Genomic DNA, 16,869 nt, shown 5'->3' with positions numbered 1-16,869 from the left:
TATCTATATATTAAATTATATTTAAAATTTATTAAAATATAAATAATTAAAAAATAAATGAATAAAAATAAGTTAATTTTAAAAATATTAATTTTCATCAATTTTTTTATACTTTGTATAAAATCCAACTAATAAAAATAACCATAATAATATGAAAAATATATTAAAAATAGACAAATCCTCGTCAATCTCTTTTTTTACCTCTTTTTTAATTTCATATGCATTACCTGATTCTTCACTTCCACCATCACTTGAAGATGATTGGGAACTTGTTGATGAATCAGCAGCATTAGCAGTCATACCAACTGAAGACAAATCATTAATGCTTGAACTATTTAACCTACTCATACTATTAGGATTTACAGCATTTCCATGGATTTGTGTTTTACTATTGCTCGGAGTGTTAACACCAAACCTAATCCCATCAATATTAAATCCATTACCTCCACCATTTCCTAAGGATGGCCAATTTCCAGGGAAATTAAATCCATTAACATTTCCACCATTAGAATCTTGGCTTAATGAAGAACCTGTACGAACACCAGAGCCTGTTGAAACAACTGATGGATTATAATGACTTTCCCCATTATTTTTTCCACCATTTCCATTATTATTTTCATTATTTGAAGGTGTAATTTTAATAGGTGTCCAATCAACCTTATCATTTAACCATGTTCTGAATCTAATGTTTGTTGCAGACCAAATAGTATTATCTGGCCCATCAGCGCTTCCCCACCAGTTATTACGGGCATCAATTATAGAAATATCCTTTGCCACATATTTTGAACCTAAAGTATCACCATTAGGTGCCTTATTTCCATATATATTTGAATTTTTAATTGCGAAATTAGTAGCTTCTAAAATAAATGCCCCTCCAGAATCAAGAGCCACATTATCCGCAACGGTTACATTAAACATATCCATGTTGTTCTGAATATGATTATAATTTAAATAAGATGCATAATGAAGTGCGCCACCATCACGAGCATAATTGCTTACAATTTCTGTGTTGAATACCTCTGAATTTCCAAATATATTTAAAGCTCCACCATATGCTCCAGCAGTGTTGTTATAAAATTTAGATCCTTCAATTGTAGAGTTTTCACTTTGTACACATAATGCTCCGCCATCTGTATTGGCAAGATTATTTTCAAAAAGTGAATCTTTAATATATAACTTTTTAGAGCTTCCAAATATTGCTCCACCATCAAAGAATCTATTATGATAATCTATATATTCATGTGATGAAATCAACATTGTAGCATTACCACGTCTAGTATCCTGAGCTACATTACCCCTAAACGTGGAATTATCAATAATTAAAATTGTATCTGCATATTTATGACCTGCTCCATAAGTAATATAGTCAACCATGTGAAAACCATCATAATCTTCCATATTACTTTGAGTTGCAATGGCTCCGCCCGTTCTCGCAGTATTATGCTCAAATAGGGAATTACATATAGTAAGCACAGAGTTACTGAAAATAGCTCCCCCATAACCACAGCCCATATCACATTGAGTAAAATAACCATATATATCCTCGTGGTGCATCATTCGAAAAGACCCTTCAGTTGTTTTTTTAATATAACAATGATCTAAAGAGGTAATAGCCAAATTATCCCTAAAGTAAGTATTGTCAATGAAAGATCCTTTTTTGGAATCAGTATAAACCGCCCCTCCATGGACAGCTGTATTGTTGTATAGTAATGAATTTTTAATGGTTAATTTTCCAAAGTCTGCTATTGCACCACCTTTATGAGCATAATTATCAAACAAATTAGATGATTCGATGAATAAATTACCATAATTTAGAATAGCCCCACCTAAACCCAAATTTTCACAATTATAACTACTATAAAAGACATTAGCATTGTATTTATCTTTTATAAACACAGGATTAGAGTTATCATAGTAAGATGATGAATTGTAAATCAATGAATTGTTTATTAATAACGTTCCTTTGTTGTAGAATAATCCTCCACCTTCAACACTAAATCCATTAAATATTTTCAAAGCATTTACAGTTAATGCACCATCTTTTGTTATCCTGAATAGACTGCCTCCTAAAGCATCAAGATAAGTATTTCCTTCCTGATTGATGGCAGTTATTGTGATATTTTTATCTATGACAAGATTATTCTCCTTATAGTAACCTGGAAGGACATATATTATTGATCCGCTTAATGCATTTTGCAAAGCTTCTTCGATGGTGGCATAAGGACTTTCAATAGAACCATTACCACTAACTCTAACATTAGAAGAAACATAGATATCACAAGGAGTATTATCACGAACAATACTTCCTGATGCATTTACCGCATCATTTCCCCTTCTAAATCCATTAGATGAAATCAAATAATTATTTGAAAATATATTTGCTGATGAATTGGCAACAATCGCATAATCCTCACCACAAATACTTAAAGATATAACCTTATTAAACATTACCTTATTGTTTGAAGATAATTCATCATAATAAAGTACAGATTTTGTAAAATCACCATTAAATTGAATATCGTTATTTAAAAAGTTATCTTGAGTTGTATTTATTGAATTATATGCATGACTATCCTCCGTAGCATTAATAATGATAATATTTGAGGATATGTTATTATTGATTGATGAGTTTGAATTAATTAGATTAAATGAACTGCATGTAACATTGAAATAATTACTGAATAATGTTGTATCATGTGAATTGTTGATATTGATTAAATTAAAAGAAGTTAGATTATTAAATGCAAAGGCCGTATTGTTTGAACCGTTGAATTCAACTTTACTATCTTTGAATGAATTATTTGAAAATGAATTGTTACTGCAAGAATTGATTAAAACCTCTGAAGAAATAAATGAATTGTTCATAACAGTTAGATTTGAAATATTATTCATTGCCAAAGTAGCATTTTTGAAAACAAAACCTGTAATATTTAAATCTGAATAGTTACCTGATAAAATTAAATAAGATGTAAATTGATTTAAATGTTTATAAGGCTTGATTAAAATAGGAACATTAATGTCCATGGTTTTGAATTTTGTGAAATTTTTAAATAAGATTACATCGGAACTTTTAAAGAGATTATTATTTAAGACATTTTCACCGTCAAAATAATAATCATAGTTATAATTCGCAATAACGTAATTATTCATGTTAAAACCATTGATTGTTGAAGAATCGTTTGATAAAATCTCACATTTATTTACATCAATGGTATTATTTAAAAGACTTAATATTTGAGATGTCCTTTGGACATAAATAGCCGCTTCACCTTTTCCCAATGAATCAAATACTTTGTGATCTGTTAAATTTTTACTTACAACAACTATCTCATTATTGTTTATGCTAGCTTGTGATCCATAAACTCCCACACCATAAATACCATTACTGGTTCCTTTAAGATAGTTATTGGAAATGGCAATTGAATCGCTCATGTAAAGCTCAATTAAATAACTCATCTCTTTTGAACTCAAAACTATTTCATTTGAATCTATTTTAATGTCATATGGTTTTCCAAATACATTGGCAAGTGCAATTCCATAAGCTGAATCATCACAAATTAGACTTATATCATTTGATGATATTGTACTGTTGTTTAAGGCATCGATATAAATTCCTTCACCAACACCAGTTGATTTTACAAAGATAGTATTGTTTGATATTTTGAAATTCCTTGAAAATCTCTTCATCATTTTAGATGTAGGTTCAGAAATAAAAATTCCATAAGTGTAATCGGCAAAAGATGAAATAAAAATGTCATTATTTAAAATATTTGAGTCATAACATCCCCCAACAACTGAAATGACATTAACATCAAATATATCATAAGCAAATGTTGTAAATTCATTATTAGTTACATTAACATTGCCAACCCCATCTAAAATAACACTGGACTTATCAAAATTATAAAACTTAAAGTCACTGATTGAAGAATCACAGGCATCCCCACTAAAAGTAATTGAAACATTATAGAGCAAATTAGCCTGCTTATTGCTGGATAAAATGATTTGATCTGTGAAATGAATATCCTTGTTTGATAAAAATGTGAAAAACAACATTCTCTTTTGTGTAATGTTAAATTCGTATGTTAAATATCCATTCTCATCAAAGTAGTTATAGAAATTATTGTCATCTATAATAATTGTATCTGTATCCTCGATTACTCCATTTACTGTATTATCAAGGATTTTTCCAGGATTTCTGTCTATGAAGGTTTCTTCGATTTTAATATAAAACGCTTCACTGCTGTTGGTTTCAACCAAATTATCCCTGATTAATGTGTTATAGACATTACCCTCTATATAAACTGCATAACTTTCACTGTGAATTTTATTGTTTGTAATTGAATTGTTATAGATTTTTTGATAAATATAAAGACGATTGTTTAAAACTATTCCCATGTCTTTTGTTGATATAAAATTGTTTGTAATGGTATTGTTGTTTCCGGCGATTCCCATTCCGTTATCTGCTGTAACCTCAATAATATTTTTTGAAATTATAGAATTGTTCCCCCGGCAAACTATTCCCGAACCATAATTAGACAGCTTAATTTTATTGTTGTAAACATGGACATTTGACCCAACTAAAATACCGCTTTCAAGATTGTCATAATCAATGAAATTATCTCGAACAGTAACATTAATTCCACCAAAAGCTCCAATACCTGCTGCCATTGAAGAACCAGTAACATAATTATCACAAACAAGAATAGAATTACCTGATGTGCCAATTGAAAGGGAGCTGTTAATTACAGTATTTCCTTTAATTAATATATCATTTGTTATACGTTTATCATTATCAGATTCAGCCAATATCCCATAAGAACCACCAATGACAGTATTATTGATAACTTGAGTATGATTTGATTGACCTTCCAAAGCAAGGGCAAAAGACCACTCTGAAGTGGAATAAGACTTAATAAAATTATTTGTAATGTTATTCCCTATACAGTCACCCAAATCAAAATAATCTGCATGGCCATATGGATTGAAGTATATGATATTTGCAACCACCCCAAAACCCAGTGCATAAGTATTTTCAAGATGATTATATGAAATGTCATTATAATGACATAATCCCATTACAATAACACAAGTAAAACCTGTCTTCATATAATTATAGAGGATTCTATTGTAACTTGAATATCCCATTGGCATTGCATAGCAGCCTTCCGCTTCAGCAATGCGAATGGTATTGTTGAAAATATAATTATAGCTTGAATTTGAAAACCATATTCCATGCAATTTACAAACAAATACCCCATCCTTGTAAATTTCACCTTTAGTATTATTGATAATTAAATTTGTTATATTGGATCCGTCACTGCCTGCCACCAAATGGATTACTCCATTAGTTATTTGACAATCAGAAGAAATTGGCATGACATTTAAAGGTTTGTTAATAGTAAATAACTTTTCTGTAACATTTCCTATCTTTAAAGTAGTTACACCAGATACATCAACATCATCCTTAAACATACCGGTACCACTGTTGAAATAAATATCATAATTGCTATCATCGACAGAAATCTCATTAGTTGATTGTAGAATTTCATTGTCAATATCTGGGGATGAAAGTATTTCATCGTGAGTTGTTGTTAATGAAACATTTTCCAGACTGTCATCTGCACTGACAAATGACATGGAAATGAACAATACAATGATTATTGATATTAAAGCTATTTTTCTCATTAACAACACCTTATTTTACAGTGATTTTATTTTTTACAGTTAATCCGTTGTATGTTGTGGAAACTGTGTATTTTCCTTTTTTAAGTTTGATATTTAATGTTACGATGCCTTTATTATTTGTTTTGATTTTGTAAGTCTTTTTATTAATTTTAAATGTAATTGTTACTTTTTTGGCTATTTTTCCATTGTTTTTAAGTATTTTTACCTGATAGTTTAGTTTTTTATTGGCCTTTGCTGTTTTATCTTTTGAAATGATTGTTGTCTTGACTGTGACTGTATTGGTTTTCTTTTCACCGGTTTTTGTATTTAATGTTGTTATTGTGTATTTTCCAGGTTTTAAATTAATGCTCAATGTGGCAACTCCATTAGCATTAGTTTTTACTGTGTAAGTTTTTCCGGAAATTGTAAATTTGACATTAGTATTTTTAAGTGCTTTTCCATTTTTATCCTTGAATGTAGCCTTAAACTTCTCAGAACCTTTATAATATTTAACAAAATTACCAGAAGAGATAGTGCTGATAAGTTTTAAGTTATATGTTTTATTTTCACCTGAAACCGGGTTAATTGCTATGACATTATAGTTGCCAGCTTTTAGATTAATATTAAATGTAGCGACACCATTGGCATTGGTTTTGACTTTATATCCTAAATCATTTACTATGAAGTAAACTTCTGTATTGGATAGATTATTTCCTGAATTGTCCAAAAAGTTAACGGGAAGATTTACACTACCATAATTAACCACATCCCCACCATAAAGTGTAGTTAAAACTGTAATGTTGTTTTTAACCTCTGCAAATTCATCAGGATAATCACCCTGATAGGTAGCAGTTATATTATAGACACCTGGAGTTAACAATTCATCAAAGCATGCAAAACCGTTGCCGTCTGTTAATCTCTCATAAGTTTCATTGTTAATATCAAATCTTATTATCTTATCAACCAACGGCATATTATTGGCATCGAATAAAGCAACATAATATTGAGTGCCATTATTATATGATTTAACAATGTTGTTTGAGTACAAATAACATAAATCTCCTTTTACTGAAATGTAGTTGGTTACATGTGCTTTTGTGAGATTGTCTGAACCATTGAACCTAGCAACAACTTTGTATGCTCCCGGAACAAACGGAACATCAAGATAAGCACACCCCACATCATCAGTGATTGAATAATAAGTATTGCCTTTAACAGTAAATTCTATTTCCTGGCCACTTAAAAAATCACCCCCCAATGTAGAGAGAATAACATGATAATTGGTTGAATTGTCACCGTTTATAACAGTAAAGTCATTTCCAAACAAAATTGTTTCAGTTACATTGACAATCGGTTTGACATAGACTTTGTTTGTATTGAAACTTGCCAGATAATTATCGTTTCCATTGTAATAAGCATTAAAGACATATTCTCCATAAGTTAAGTTTAAATTGAAGTTAGAAACACCGCTGCCATTAGTATAACCATTATAACTTCCGACTAGATTTCCGTTGAAGTCTGTGATGTTTAAAATGATTTCAGAAGATATTATTGGCAGGTCAATCAAATCAGCCAATGCGACTTGATAGTTAATTATTTCATCTTCACGAGCCGCAACATTATTGGTTGTGATTTTTGTAGCAGTGCCGTTACCGTCAATGACAAAAACTTTAGAATTTCCACTTGAGTATCCATAAAATTCATGGTTAAATGAGTAAGTTATGTTATATTCGCCGACTGGTAAATCAAGCAAATATTTTGCGATTCCTTTCTGATTTGTTACAACTTGATATGTCTTTCCAGAAGCAGTAATGTTTACAGCAAGATTTGGCAATGCATTTCCATATGTATCGACAAGTTTAACCTCAAAGTACTGCGGTTGAGCATGGTTCATTACCAGATCAGATGCCAAAAGATCTGTAGGCATCCTATAAACAATTATGGAATTGGTTCCTTCGCCATGGATGTCATAGTATTCATTGGTGTATTTATAAGTTATATTGTACTCTCCCGGTTCAAGAGTTATTTGAAGTCTTGCTCTACCAAACACATCAGATTCCAAATTATAAGATTTTGACCAGTCAATAGAACTTATTGAAACTTTAATGATTCTTCCTTCAAGAGAATATGCATTTGTATCATTGAAATTGATTAAATAATATTTGTTTTCACCATAATACTGAATGAAGTCCTCCCCACTAATGTAAATGTTATTTAAAACAACATTTGGATTGATAGTGATTTTAGAAGCTCCTCCAGTTTGTCTATACCATGTGTTTCCACCATAATTTAAAATTGCAAAGTAAATTCCTTCACCCACATCAATTTTGAAATTGGCTTCACCATTACCATCCGTTACAGTATAATAAGTTTTTAACAGTTCATCATCATACAAATCAAGTGTAACGTTTTCTCCGGTGACTTTTCTGCCATACATATCAACTAAAACAGCTGTAAATACTCCTTTTTCGGGAATAACGGCATGAGCTTTTAAATCAAATGTTACTCGTATAGGTTGGATATCCAAAATAGCTGATGCTTTTGAAGGACCGTAAACCTCATCTCCCAAATAACTGGCACTAACATTATAGATTCCAGGTTCCAAATTAATATTAATGGATCCTATACCTCTATCATTAACAACCACATTGAAATCCTTGGACTCATTTCCTTTGGAAATTGTTAAAATAATTGTTTCATCATGTATCAAAGTTCCGTAGGCATCTTTAAATGTCAATTCATAATCATTGCCCCTTCCATAAAATGTAGCATTTAAAAGACAGATTGTTGTATTGATAGGATTAATTTTAATAAAAGACTCGGACAAACTTGGTGAATACCATTCATTACCATCATAAGTCCATTTCAGCTTATATTCACCAGTGTCTAAAGACAGCAATACATCTGCCCTTCCACCGGTTCCAGTTTTAACACTGGCAGTACTTAACAAATTGTTTTTTACATCATAAACCTGTAAAGTCAAATCCTGATTTAAGACGTATCTCCCAGTTCTATCCTGAAGGATAGCGTAAAACTTATTGTTTTTTCCATAATAAGTAAAGTTGTATGAAGTCAATCTTGTAGCAATTGATGAAATATTAACAATTACAGTTTTATTGGCTTTAGCAAAATAACCGTTACCTGCATAGAAAACATTGATTTTATACTCACCAATAGGATAATCAATATTGAAACTGACAGACCCCTTATCATTGGTTGTTAATGTTAATGTGTCATAAAGTGCATTGTCATTATAAACTGCAATGTTTAAAACCTGATTTGAGATTTTATGACCGTTAATGTTAACCAAAGTAATGTCAAACGGATTATCCTTTCCATAAAATGTGGCATTTCTAATCAATATGTCTGTAGAGTCATTGTATACTGTTAAGCTTAAATTCTGATTATCAATTGTTGCATAAACATTGAAATCTCTGGAAGTATCTTTCAGTAACTTTGAATATGCGAAGTTATCAACCAGATAAGTTGCATTAGGAGTTAAATCTCCAACATCGGATGAAAACACGACAAAACGGGAAGGCAATGTATGATTTAATTTTTTAATTACACGATTATTATCTAAAACATTATCAAGTGAAGCAATAATTGTTCCATTGTCATATTTCAAATCCATTATTACCCAATCATCCAAGGTCAGATTTCCTATAAACACATGAACCCTATTTCCAGGGTTTTGATTTGAACCCCACCAATTGCCAGAAGCATTCAAATTTCCTTTATAGATGAAAATGTCATCGGCATCATAAGTTGCAGAATTGTTTAAGAAAACACAGTAGTGAACCTCTTTAGGATTTGATAATGCCCCACCATAAGCGGCTCTATTGTTTATGAATGTGGAATAGTAAACTTCCTCACTGTCAATTATTTTTTCCTGATAATCTCTTGACAAATAAGAATTTCCATAGAAATAAGAATTACCAATATATTTAGAAGTAATTAAAGCCTGTGGAAATGTCTTGTATCCTTTTGATGAGAAATCGGCATCGGTTCTTAGTAAAAATGGAGTTGCAGAATTATTAATGAATTTTGTATCAGTTATATTTGTTGCAAGAACCAAATGTCCTGTGTTATTATAAAATAAACAATTGTCTAAAAGTCCGATTCCATTATTCCAAGTATTGCTCCCTATCAATAATCCCATAACCAAATCTGAAAGACTATCCCAATTGTTATTTACAAATGTGGAATTATAAATAAAAGTTGAAGAGTCATAATATTCATTATTATAGTCAAAATTCCAGAAATCAGTTACAAGACTATCGTAAAAGATACGAAATGCACCAACAACATTATCCTTAAATGTGGAATTTATAATAGTAGTGTTGGATTTGACACAAATATAAAAATCATTTCTTTCATGAAAATTACTATGCTGTCCTACATCACCAGTATAGCCATAATAATAATTTTGAAGATATACTGGTTTTCCACGAGAAAAAATAGAATTACTTATTGAAATCCTATTGGCAAACCCTAATATTGCCTGGCCTGTAATTTGATTAAAAGTAACATTATCCAAATTGATGAAATCATTATTCTTGGCCATTATTACTGCCTGTGCCCAAATGTTTTCAAAATTACAGTTTTTAATATTTAAATCTCCCCTGTCCAAAAGTATTAACGGTTCAGCATACTTGTCGGATGTTGCAACGGTAAAATTCACATTTTCAATGTTTAAGATGCCTTTATCTTTAACTATGAAAATGCTACGGGCATTAGGCCTTAAAAGCTGCACATTACCTATGCCTATGAAAGTCAGATTTTTTGAAATCTTAAGATTCGCATTCCAACTTAATGTGTAATTACCTTCAATAATATGAATCCTGTTTCCGCTTAAAGCCACTGAAACCGCTTTTGAAAGTGTTTTATAGGGATAATTGGAAGATCCATCATAAAAATAGTCATTACCCTCATTGTCAGATACATAAATAGCAGCATCAGTCAAACCGTTTCCAACCGCCAATCTTAAAACCTGATTATCGATTGTTGCATAAATTAGGGTATCCGGGTTGTTTCCAATTAATTCCGTCTGTAAGGAACCATTTACTAAGTATTCATTATTTTTTGAAAAATACCCGGTTTCAGATTCAAATTTAACTAAACGAGAATTAAATTTATCCAAATCATTTAAATTAAATATGGTTGCTCCATTTGTATATTTGTTTAAATTAACCCTATACAGTGAATCAGAAGTATTTTCAAAGGTCATTACAATCCAATAATTTAAAGTTACCTTTGAATTTTTATTGGTAATCTTGGTTAGCTTATTGCTTCCCCACCAGTTATAATTTAAAGTTGCAACAGCATTATTTAAATTAATATTTGAAGTTAAAACAGTTGAATATGCGATATTTACATTAGAACCTGAAGCTGAAAAACCATTGTTGAAAATACATGATGTAGCTGTAAAGTTGGAATCAGTTGAACCAATAGTGTAGTTTAAAGTCGAATTGTCAAGAGAAATATTTGAATACATGATAGCAGGAATATAATTTGGATTTGTGGAATTCCTATCAATATATGAATCATTTATTGTAAAAGTTGAATTGTAGCACCTCAACAATCTAATTTGGGATTTGTTAACGAAATTTTGCCTTGAAACAGTTGAGTTGGAAAATATCTCATCAACATAAGTATTGGTCATATTTACAGTATTGTAATTTACAAGTGACGATAAAAGCCTTGAATTGTAAATGTCACAGTGCCCATTGTTTTTAATAAACTCAATGATAGGTCTTTTAAAAATTTCCTGTGCAATCCATAATACCGCACCGGGAGGCAAATCAGCATAAATAACTCCCCACAAGATAATAATCTCTGATGAAGAAACATTATCCATATACAAATAATTCTGATTTTTAATTACACAGCTGACAGTTGAAAAATTGTTGAAACTACAGTTGTTAATGTATAGTTCACCCTCATTGACAATTGATGCCATCGATTCGTTAAAATCAGCGTATCCATTTACAAACCGGATATTGTTCAAAACCAGACGGGAATCATTTCCTATCTTAAATATATCCTGTGAAACTTTACCATTCTGCCCATCAATTGTAACGTCACCTAAACCAGTTATTGTAATGGATTTGTTTACAATATCATAACCTGTGGAGTTGTAAACACCACTTTTGAGATAAATATTCGAATTGTCCGGAGCCTTTTCAATAGTATAGTTCAAGGTAAGATAAGGATTATCCGCAGATCCGTCTCCAAGGCTATCGCTACCGTCATTACTTACATAAATATCCGTATCAGTAGCGTTTTCGGCAAAAGAAACATTAACGCAAAGCACCAATGCCAAAATAGCCAGAAATATAAATATTCTTTTCATGCCAATTTCACCAAGTTAACTGATATATATTATATTTAAAAAGATATTTAAGTTTTAAGTTAAATTGACTAAAAAATAACCCGGCTTGATTAAAAAAGTTGATATACAATCAGCGCAAAACTAATACCATGGGATTTTACAGAAAATACAATACGATTATCAGAACCGTGGACAACCTTGTAAAGCTTTACAAAGTTTCTAAAAAAGACAAGAAAAAAGGGAAAAAATGAGAATTATTTATATGATAGACTTCAACTGTCCTTATTCATACATCGGACTTGAAAGAATAAAAAAAGCTACTGAAAAACTTGATTTGGATGTTGAATGGGAGATGAAATCCTTTGAACTTTACACTGAAGCCGGAAAAAGGCCTCAAATGACAACCGCAGAAACCTTTCAAAACAGATACTCCATCTCACAAGACGAAGCCACACAAAAAATAGAGGAAATAGAAAAGAGTGCACTTGAAGAAGGTTTAAACATTAACTTCAGGGATTTTACTCTTACAAGCTCAAAGGACGCATTGAGGCTTGCTAAATTTGCCCAGAACATGCATCCTGATTTGACATTGAATCTGGTTTTTGAAATATTCGCATCAAACATGGTTGAAAACGAAAACATTGCAGACGTTAATGTCCTCAAAAGGATTGCCGTTTCATGTGGAATCAGTGAAAGCGAAGCCGAAAAGATACTTGACAACAACTATTACAACATCGAATGCTTTTTGGATATGGAGGATGCCCTTTCAAACGGAATTACAGCCACTCCATGTTTTATTTTAGAAAAAAATGAGGACAGGTTAATAATTCCTGGAGTGTTTAGCGGTGAGGAGTTTGAAATTGCCCTTAAGGATTTCGAAAGCGGGAAAATCAACGACAAGACATTTATTTAGACAATGTCTTTTCAACAAATTCAAGTGAAACATCTGCTAAAATCGCAATATCTTCCCTTTTAATACCTTTTTCATTCATATTCCTTACAATTTCCTTATTGCGCTCTTTTAATTTCTCATCAACTTTCCTTTGAGCATAATCTTCAACAATCTTCATGTTACAACCCCTGAAAATCATTTGGCCAATGTTTCATTAACAAAATCCAAACTGACATCAGCAATCCTGGCAATATCCTCAATTCCACAACCCTCTTCATCCAAATTGATTACAACATTTCTTTTAAATTCATCAACTTTCCTTTGAGCTACCCTTTGAGCATAATCTTCAACAATCTTCATATTACCACCAACCAAATTTGATATTGTTGTATTTAGAAATCCAATCCCCAAAAAGATTTACAGAATTAATCGGAAAAATATTTCTAATACCGCAACTGAAATAAATCACTTTTTTCCACAGCTTGGATTAAAAAATTATTTAGACAATGTCTTTTCAACAAATTCAAGAGAAACATCTGCTAAAATCGCAATATCTTCCCTTTTAACACCTTTTTCATCCATATTCCTTACAATTTCTTCATTGCGCTCTTCCAATTTCTCATCAACTTTCCTTTGAGCAACTCTTTGAGCATAATCTTCAACAATCTTCATATTACCACCAACTAAATTTGATATTGTTGTATTAAGAGATTCATCCTCTACAAATTTATCACATAACATCAAAACTACACCTTTAGCAAATTGGCCAATTTCCTTGTCTAAATTAGGTATGTTAGTTATTGTGACTGCTGAGTTTAGTATATTGAGTTTAATATCTTTATCTGATTTCATAAAGCAAAGTAAGCTTATCAACAGCAACTCCTTTTCACTAAACTCACTCTTGTTTGCTATTTTAGCATTCATAGTATTTAAAAATTCATCCGCATCATAATCTTTTAGTGAGTGAATGTATATCGGAAAACTTGCTTGAGGATTAATTTTATAGCACTTGGTGTTTTCTGCCTCAACTGTGCTTAGTACATGCACTTCAATGTCCTTTTTTGATTTGTTTTTGATTTGGTCGAATAATGCAGAGTAGAATCTGAATCTTCTCTTATCATCAACATCAACATAAGTGCTTTGGAATTCAAGTATGACTATCTTGTCTTCGAGTTCAAAAACCATGTCCGGCTTGTACATTTTCGGATCTATTATACTGTATTCTGTTTGATGAACTTCAACAATTTTTCCTTCAATTTTAATGATTTCAATCAGTTCCTGACCATACTCCTGACCGTTATTTTTGAAAATAATGTCTTCATGAAACTTCATAATACAACACCTCCAAAAATTTATTTTGATAATTACTGTTTAATATGAATTTAAAAGAATATAAATCTTTTGATATTAATTTAAAGCAATATTTATGTTATATTATAAAAAATAAGTATGAATAAATAATTATATTAATATATAATTTCAATAAGCCGTTTAATTTCTCATATGAATGCAATATTGACTTTTCCCCATTGAAACTATAAATACATTAATCCAAATAATAAGTCCATGATTTTAAATAAAACTACAGATGAACTGATAAACATAAAAATAACATATGCGGACAATTTTTTTAAGCGTTTTAAGGGACTGATGGGTAAAAAAAATATTGATTTTGCCATGTTATTCTGCAATCTGAAAAATTCAGGCATACACACCCATTTCATGATGTTTGAAATTGATGTCTATTTTCTTGATAGAAATAAAGTAATCTATGAAAAAACGACCCTTAAACCCTGGAAGTTCTACACTCCCCGAAAAAAAGCAAAATATATTTTGGAAACAAAAAAAGATTCTCTAAAATTAAAAATAGGAGATAAGTTAGAATTTATCTAATATCTCTTGAGGACTTTCAAAGATTTGAATATTGTCAATGCTGGTTAGTTTTCGGGTATTTTCAATGTCAATGTCCCTCATATAGATTGTTATGATTTTACCCTCGGAAATTGCATCATAAGGGCATGTGTTTCTGCAAAGACCGCAGCCGATGCATTTGGTCAAATCAATCTCCTCATGAGGTATGATTGCGCCCTGCTGGCATGCCAGTGCCGCAACGCAGTCATCACAGCTTTGACACTTTGAAAGCTCCATTTTGGACGGAAGTACAGTATCGATTGGGCCGGGATGAATGTCAACAGGCACCATATACACCGGTACGGCACCTTTTCCGGCCTGCGCTACCGCATTGGTAACCAGAGTATCTGCAATTCCATAGACTATCTTTGAAACGGTATTTGCCGTAGCCGGGGAAACTATCAAAAGGTCGTATTTTCCCAAAGATAGTCGGCCTGTAATTGGATATGAAAATTTTTGGTTTGAATCGGTTGCAAGCTCACGATATTTGCCGCCAGTTATCCTCTCAACGCTTTCAAAAAGCCCATACATCTTAAGGACTTCCTCTGCGGCTCCTGAAAGAAACACTGTGACTTCATGGCTTTTGGACAGCTCAACTGCCAACTGTACCGATTCTCTAAGTAAATGACCGGCTCCGGTAAATGCAAATCCTATTCTCATTTTAATCCAGTCTGTGATATTGGTAAGCTTGCCTGTCTGAGAAGGCGTAATCGAGTTTTGTGTATTGGTTCATGAATTCAGCAACTTCATCGGCGATGTCTTCCTTATCGACTGCAACACGGCGGATAAATTCAGCGACTTCATCCATTTCTTTTTCCTTTAAACCTCTTCTGGTAATTTCCTGAGTACCTATTCTGATACCGGAAGGATCATCGGAATTGTCCCTATTGTCTCCAGGAAGGAGGTTTTTGTTTAGGATTACGTTGTTGTCAGCCAGTTCCTTTGCGATATCGGAAGCTGATCTGATATTTCTTAAATCAACTGCAACTTGGTGGGACTCAGTGAATCCTTGCTCTTCACATAAAACGTCGAATCCTCTTTCATACATTGCTTGTCCTAATGCCTGTGCGTTTTTGATGGTCTGTTTAGCGTAAGCTTCACCAAATTCCAACATTTCAGCAGTTGCAATACCGAGTCCTAACAGATGGTGGAGATGGTGGTTACTTACAACACCCGGAAATACGGCTTCATCAATTATTTCTGCATTTTCAGCGTGTGAGAGAATGATTCCTCCCTGAGGACCAGGGAATGTCTTGTGGGTGGATCCCATCATCAAATCTGCTCCTTCTTTTAAAGGCTGCTGGAACTGTCCTCCAGCAATCAAACCTAAAACGTGAGCACCGTCATACATGACTGTTGCTCCAACCTCATCGGCAGCTTCACGGGCTTCTTTGACAGGATGAGGAAACAGGAACAGGCTTCCACCGAATAAAACGATTTGAGGTTTTTCCTCAAGGATTTTCTTGTTCATCGCATCGATGTCAATGTTCATTATGTCCTTGTCCAATGGGTGGAAAACGGTTTTAAGACCACGGATACCTGCTGCACTTACATCAGCGTGGGAAATGTGGCCTCCGGAAGGAACTTCAAGAGCCATTACCTTTTCGCCAGGTTTTGCAAAACCGAAAAATGCCGCAAGGTTTGCTGTTACACCTGAAACAGGCTGAACGTTAGCGTATTCACAGTCGTAAACTTTACATGAAAGCTTTTTGGTCCTATCTTCTATCAAGTCAACATATTGACATCCTTCGTAGAATCTCTCAAATGCCTGTCCTTCAGCATATCTGTGAGCAAAATCAGTTGCCAGAGCTTCTGTTACCTCTACACTGGTAACGTTTTCAGAAGCAATAAGATTGATACTATTTCTCATATATTCAGTATGTTCTTTTGCAATTTTTTCAAAGTTTAAAATTTCGTCATGATAATCAGTCATTTACTACACCTAATATCCAATTAAATATTATGATTTAATTTTTGTTTTACATCTAATATAATAGTTATGAAAAAAGTGGCTATGTTGAAATCCTTTGTGAAATTTTGTTGAATTGAACGATATTGTAAACAA

9 protein-coding genes are annotated in these 16,869 nt (G+C 32.2%); 2 read left to right on the top strand and 7 right to left on the bottom strand.

Annotated features, from left to right (window positions below; all coding sequences use genetic code 11):
• Positions 1-87: 87 nt before the first annotated feature.
• Together Q0W04_RS08520 and Q0W04_RS08515 are read right to left on the bottom strand one after the other, a co-directional pair.
• Positions 88-5,688 (bottom strand): right-handed parallel beta-helix repeat-containing protein, encoded by a 5,601-nt coding sequence (locus Q0W04_RS08520; RefSeq protein WP_298502058.1) that lies wholly within the window; start codon positions 5,686-5,688, stop codon positions 88-90.
• A gap of 10 nt (positions 5,689-5,698) precedes the next feature.
• The gene (locus Q0W04_RS08515) at positions 5,699-12,022 is read right to left on the bottom strand and encodes a hypothetical protein (RefSeq protein ID WP_298502055.1); all 6,324 of its coding nucleotides are present in this window, start codon (positions 12,020-12,022) and stop codon (positions 5,699-5,701) included.
• Positions 12,023-12,248: 226 nt separating this feature from the next.
• On the opposite strand from Q0W04_RS08515, the gene Q0W04_RS08510 reads away from it, so the two are divergent.
• A complete protein-coding gene (locus tag Q0W04_RS08510; protein WP_298502053.1) occupies positions 12,249-12,914 on the top strand; it encodes a DsbA family protein in 666 nt (221 codons plus the stop codon).
• Here Q0W04_RS08510 and Q0W04_RS08505 read toward each other — a convergent pair.
• The 3 genes from Q0W04_RS08505 to Q0W04_RS08495 form a co-directional block, all read right to left on the bottom strand.
• Positions 12,907-13,071, bottom strand: coding sequence for a hypothetical protein (locus Q0W04_RS08505; protein WP_298502050.1), 165 nt, complete (start codon positions 13,069-13,071; stop codon positions 12,907-12,909). The two genes, Q0W04_RS08510 and Q0W04_RS08505, sit on opposite strands and share 8 nt — an antisense overlap.
• A 17-nt stretch (positions 13,072-13,088) precedes the next feature.
• Positions 13,089-13,253 carry a hypothetical protein gene (locus tag Q0W04_RS08500; protein WP_298502047.1) on the bottom strand — a complete coding sequence of 55 codons (165 nt, stop codon included), beginning with the start codon at positions 13,251-13,253 and terminating at the stop codon, positions 13,089-13,091.
• 135 nt (positions 13,254-13,388) lie between these two features.
• Entirely contained in the window at positions 13,389-14,225 is an 837-nt protein-coding gene (locus Q0W04_RS08495) for a hypothetical protein (protein ID WP_298502045.1), read from the bottom strand.
• A 234-nt stretch (positions 14,226-14,459) separates the two neighbouring features.
• Here Q0W04_RS08495 and Q0W04_RS08490 point away from each other — a divergent pair, with 234 nt between their 5' ends.
• Positions 14,460-14,786, top strand: coding sequence for a DUF192 domain-containing protein (locus Q0W04_RS08490; protein ID WP_298502043.1), 327 nt, complete (start codon positions 14,460-14,462; stop codon positions 14,784-14,786).
• On the opposite strand, the gene Q0W04_RS08485 is transcribed toward Q0W04_RS08490, so the two are convergent.
• A complete protein-coding gene (locus Q0W04_RS08485; RefSeq protein ID WP_298502041.1) occupies positions 14,772-15,464 on the bottom strand; it encodes a dihydromethanopterin reductase (acceptor) in 693 nt (230 codons plus the stop codon). The genes Q0W04_RS08490 and Q0W04_RS08485 overlap by 15 nt on opposite strands.
• 1 nt (position 15,465) lies before the next feature.
• A complete protein-coding gene (glyA, locus tag Q0W04_RS08480; RefSeq protein ID WP_298502038.1) occupies positions 15,466-16,737 on the bottom strand; it encodes a serine hydroxymethyltransferase in 1,272 nt (423 codons plus the stop codon).
• Positions 16,738-16,869 lie beyond the last annotated feature (132 nt).

Origin of the sequence: uncultured Methanobrevibacter sp. (assembly GCF_947170395.1) — an archaeon.
Lineage (GTDB): Archaea > Methanobacteriota > Methanobacteria > Methanobacteriales > Methanobacteriaceae > Methanocatella.
Note: the sequence above shows the minus strand (reverse complement) of the source record. Positions and strands in the feature narration are given on the sequence as shown.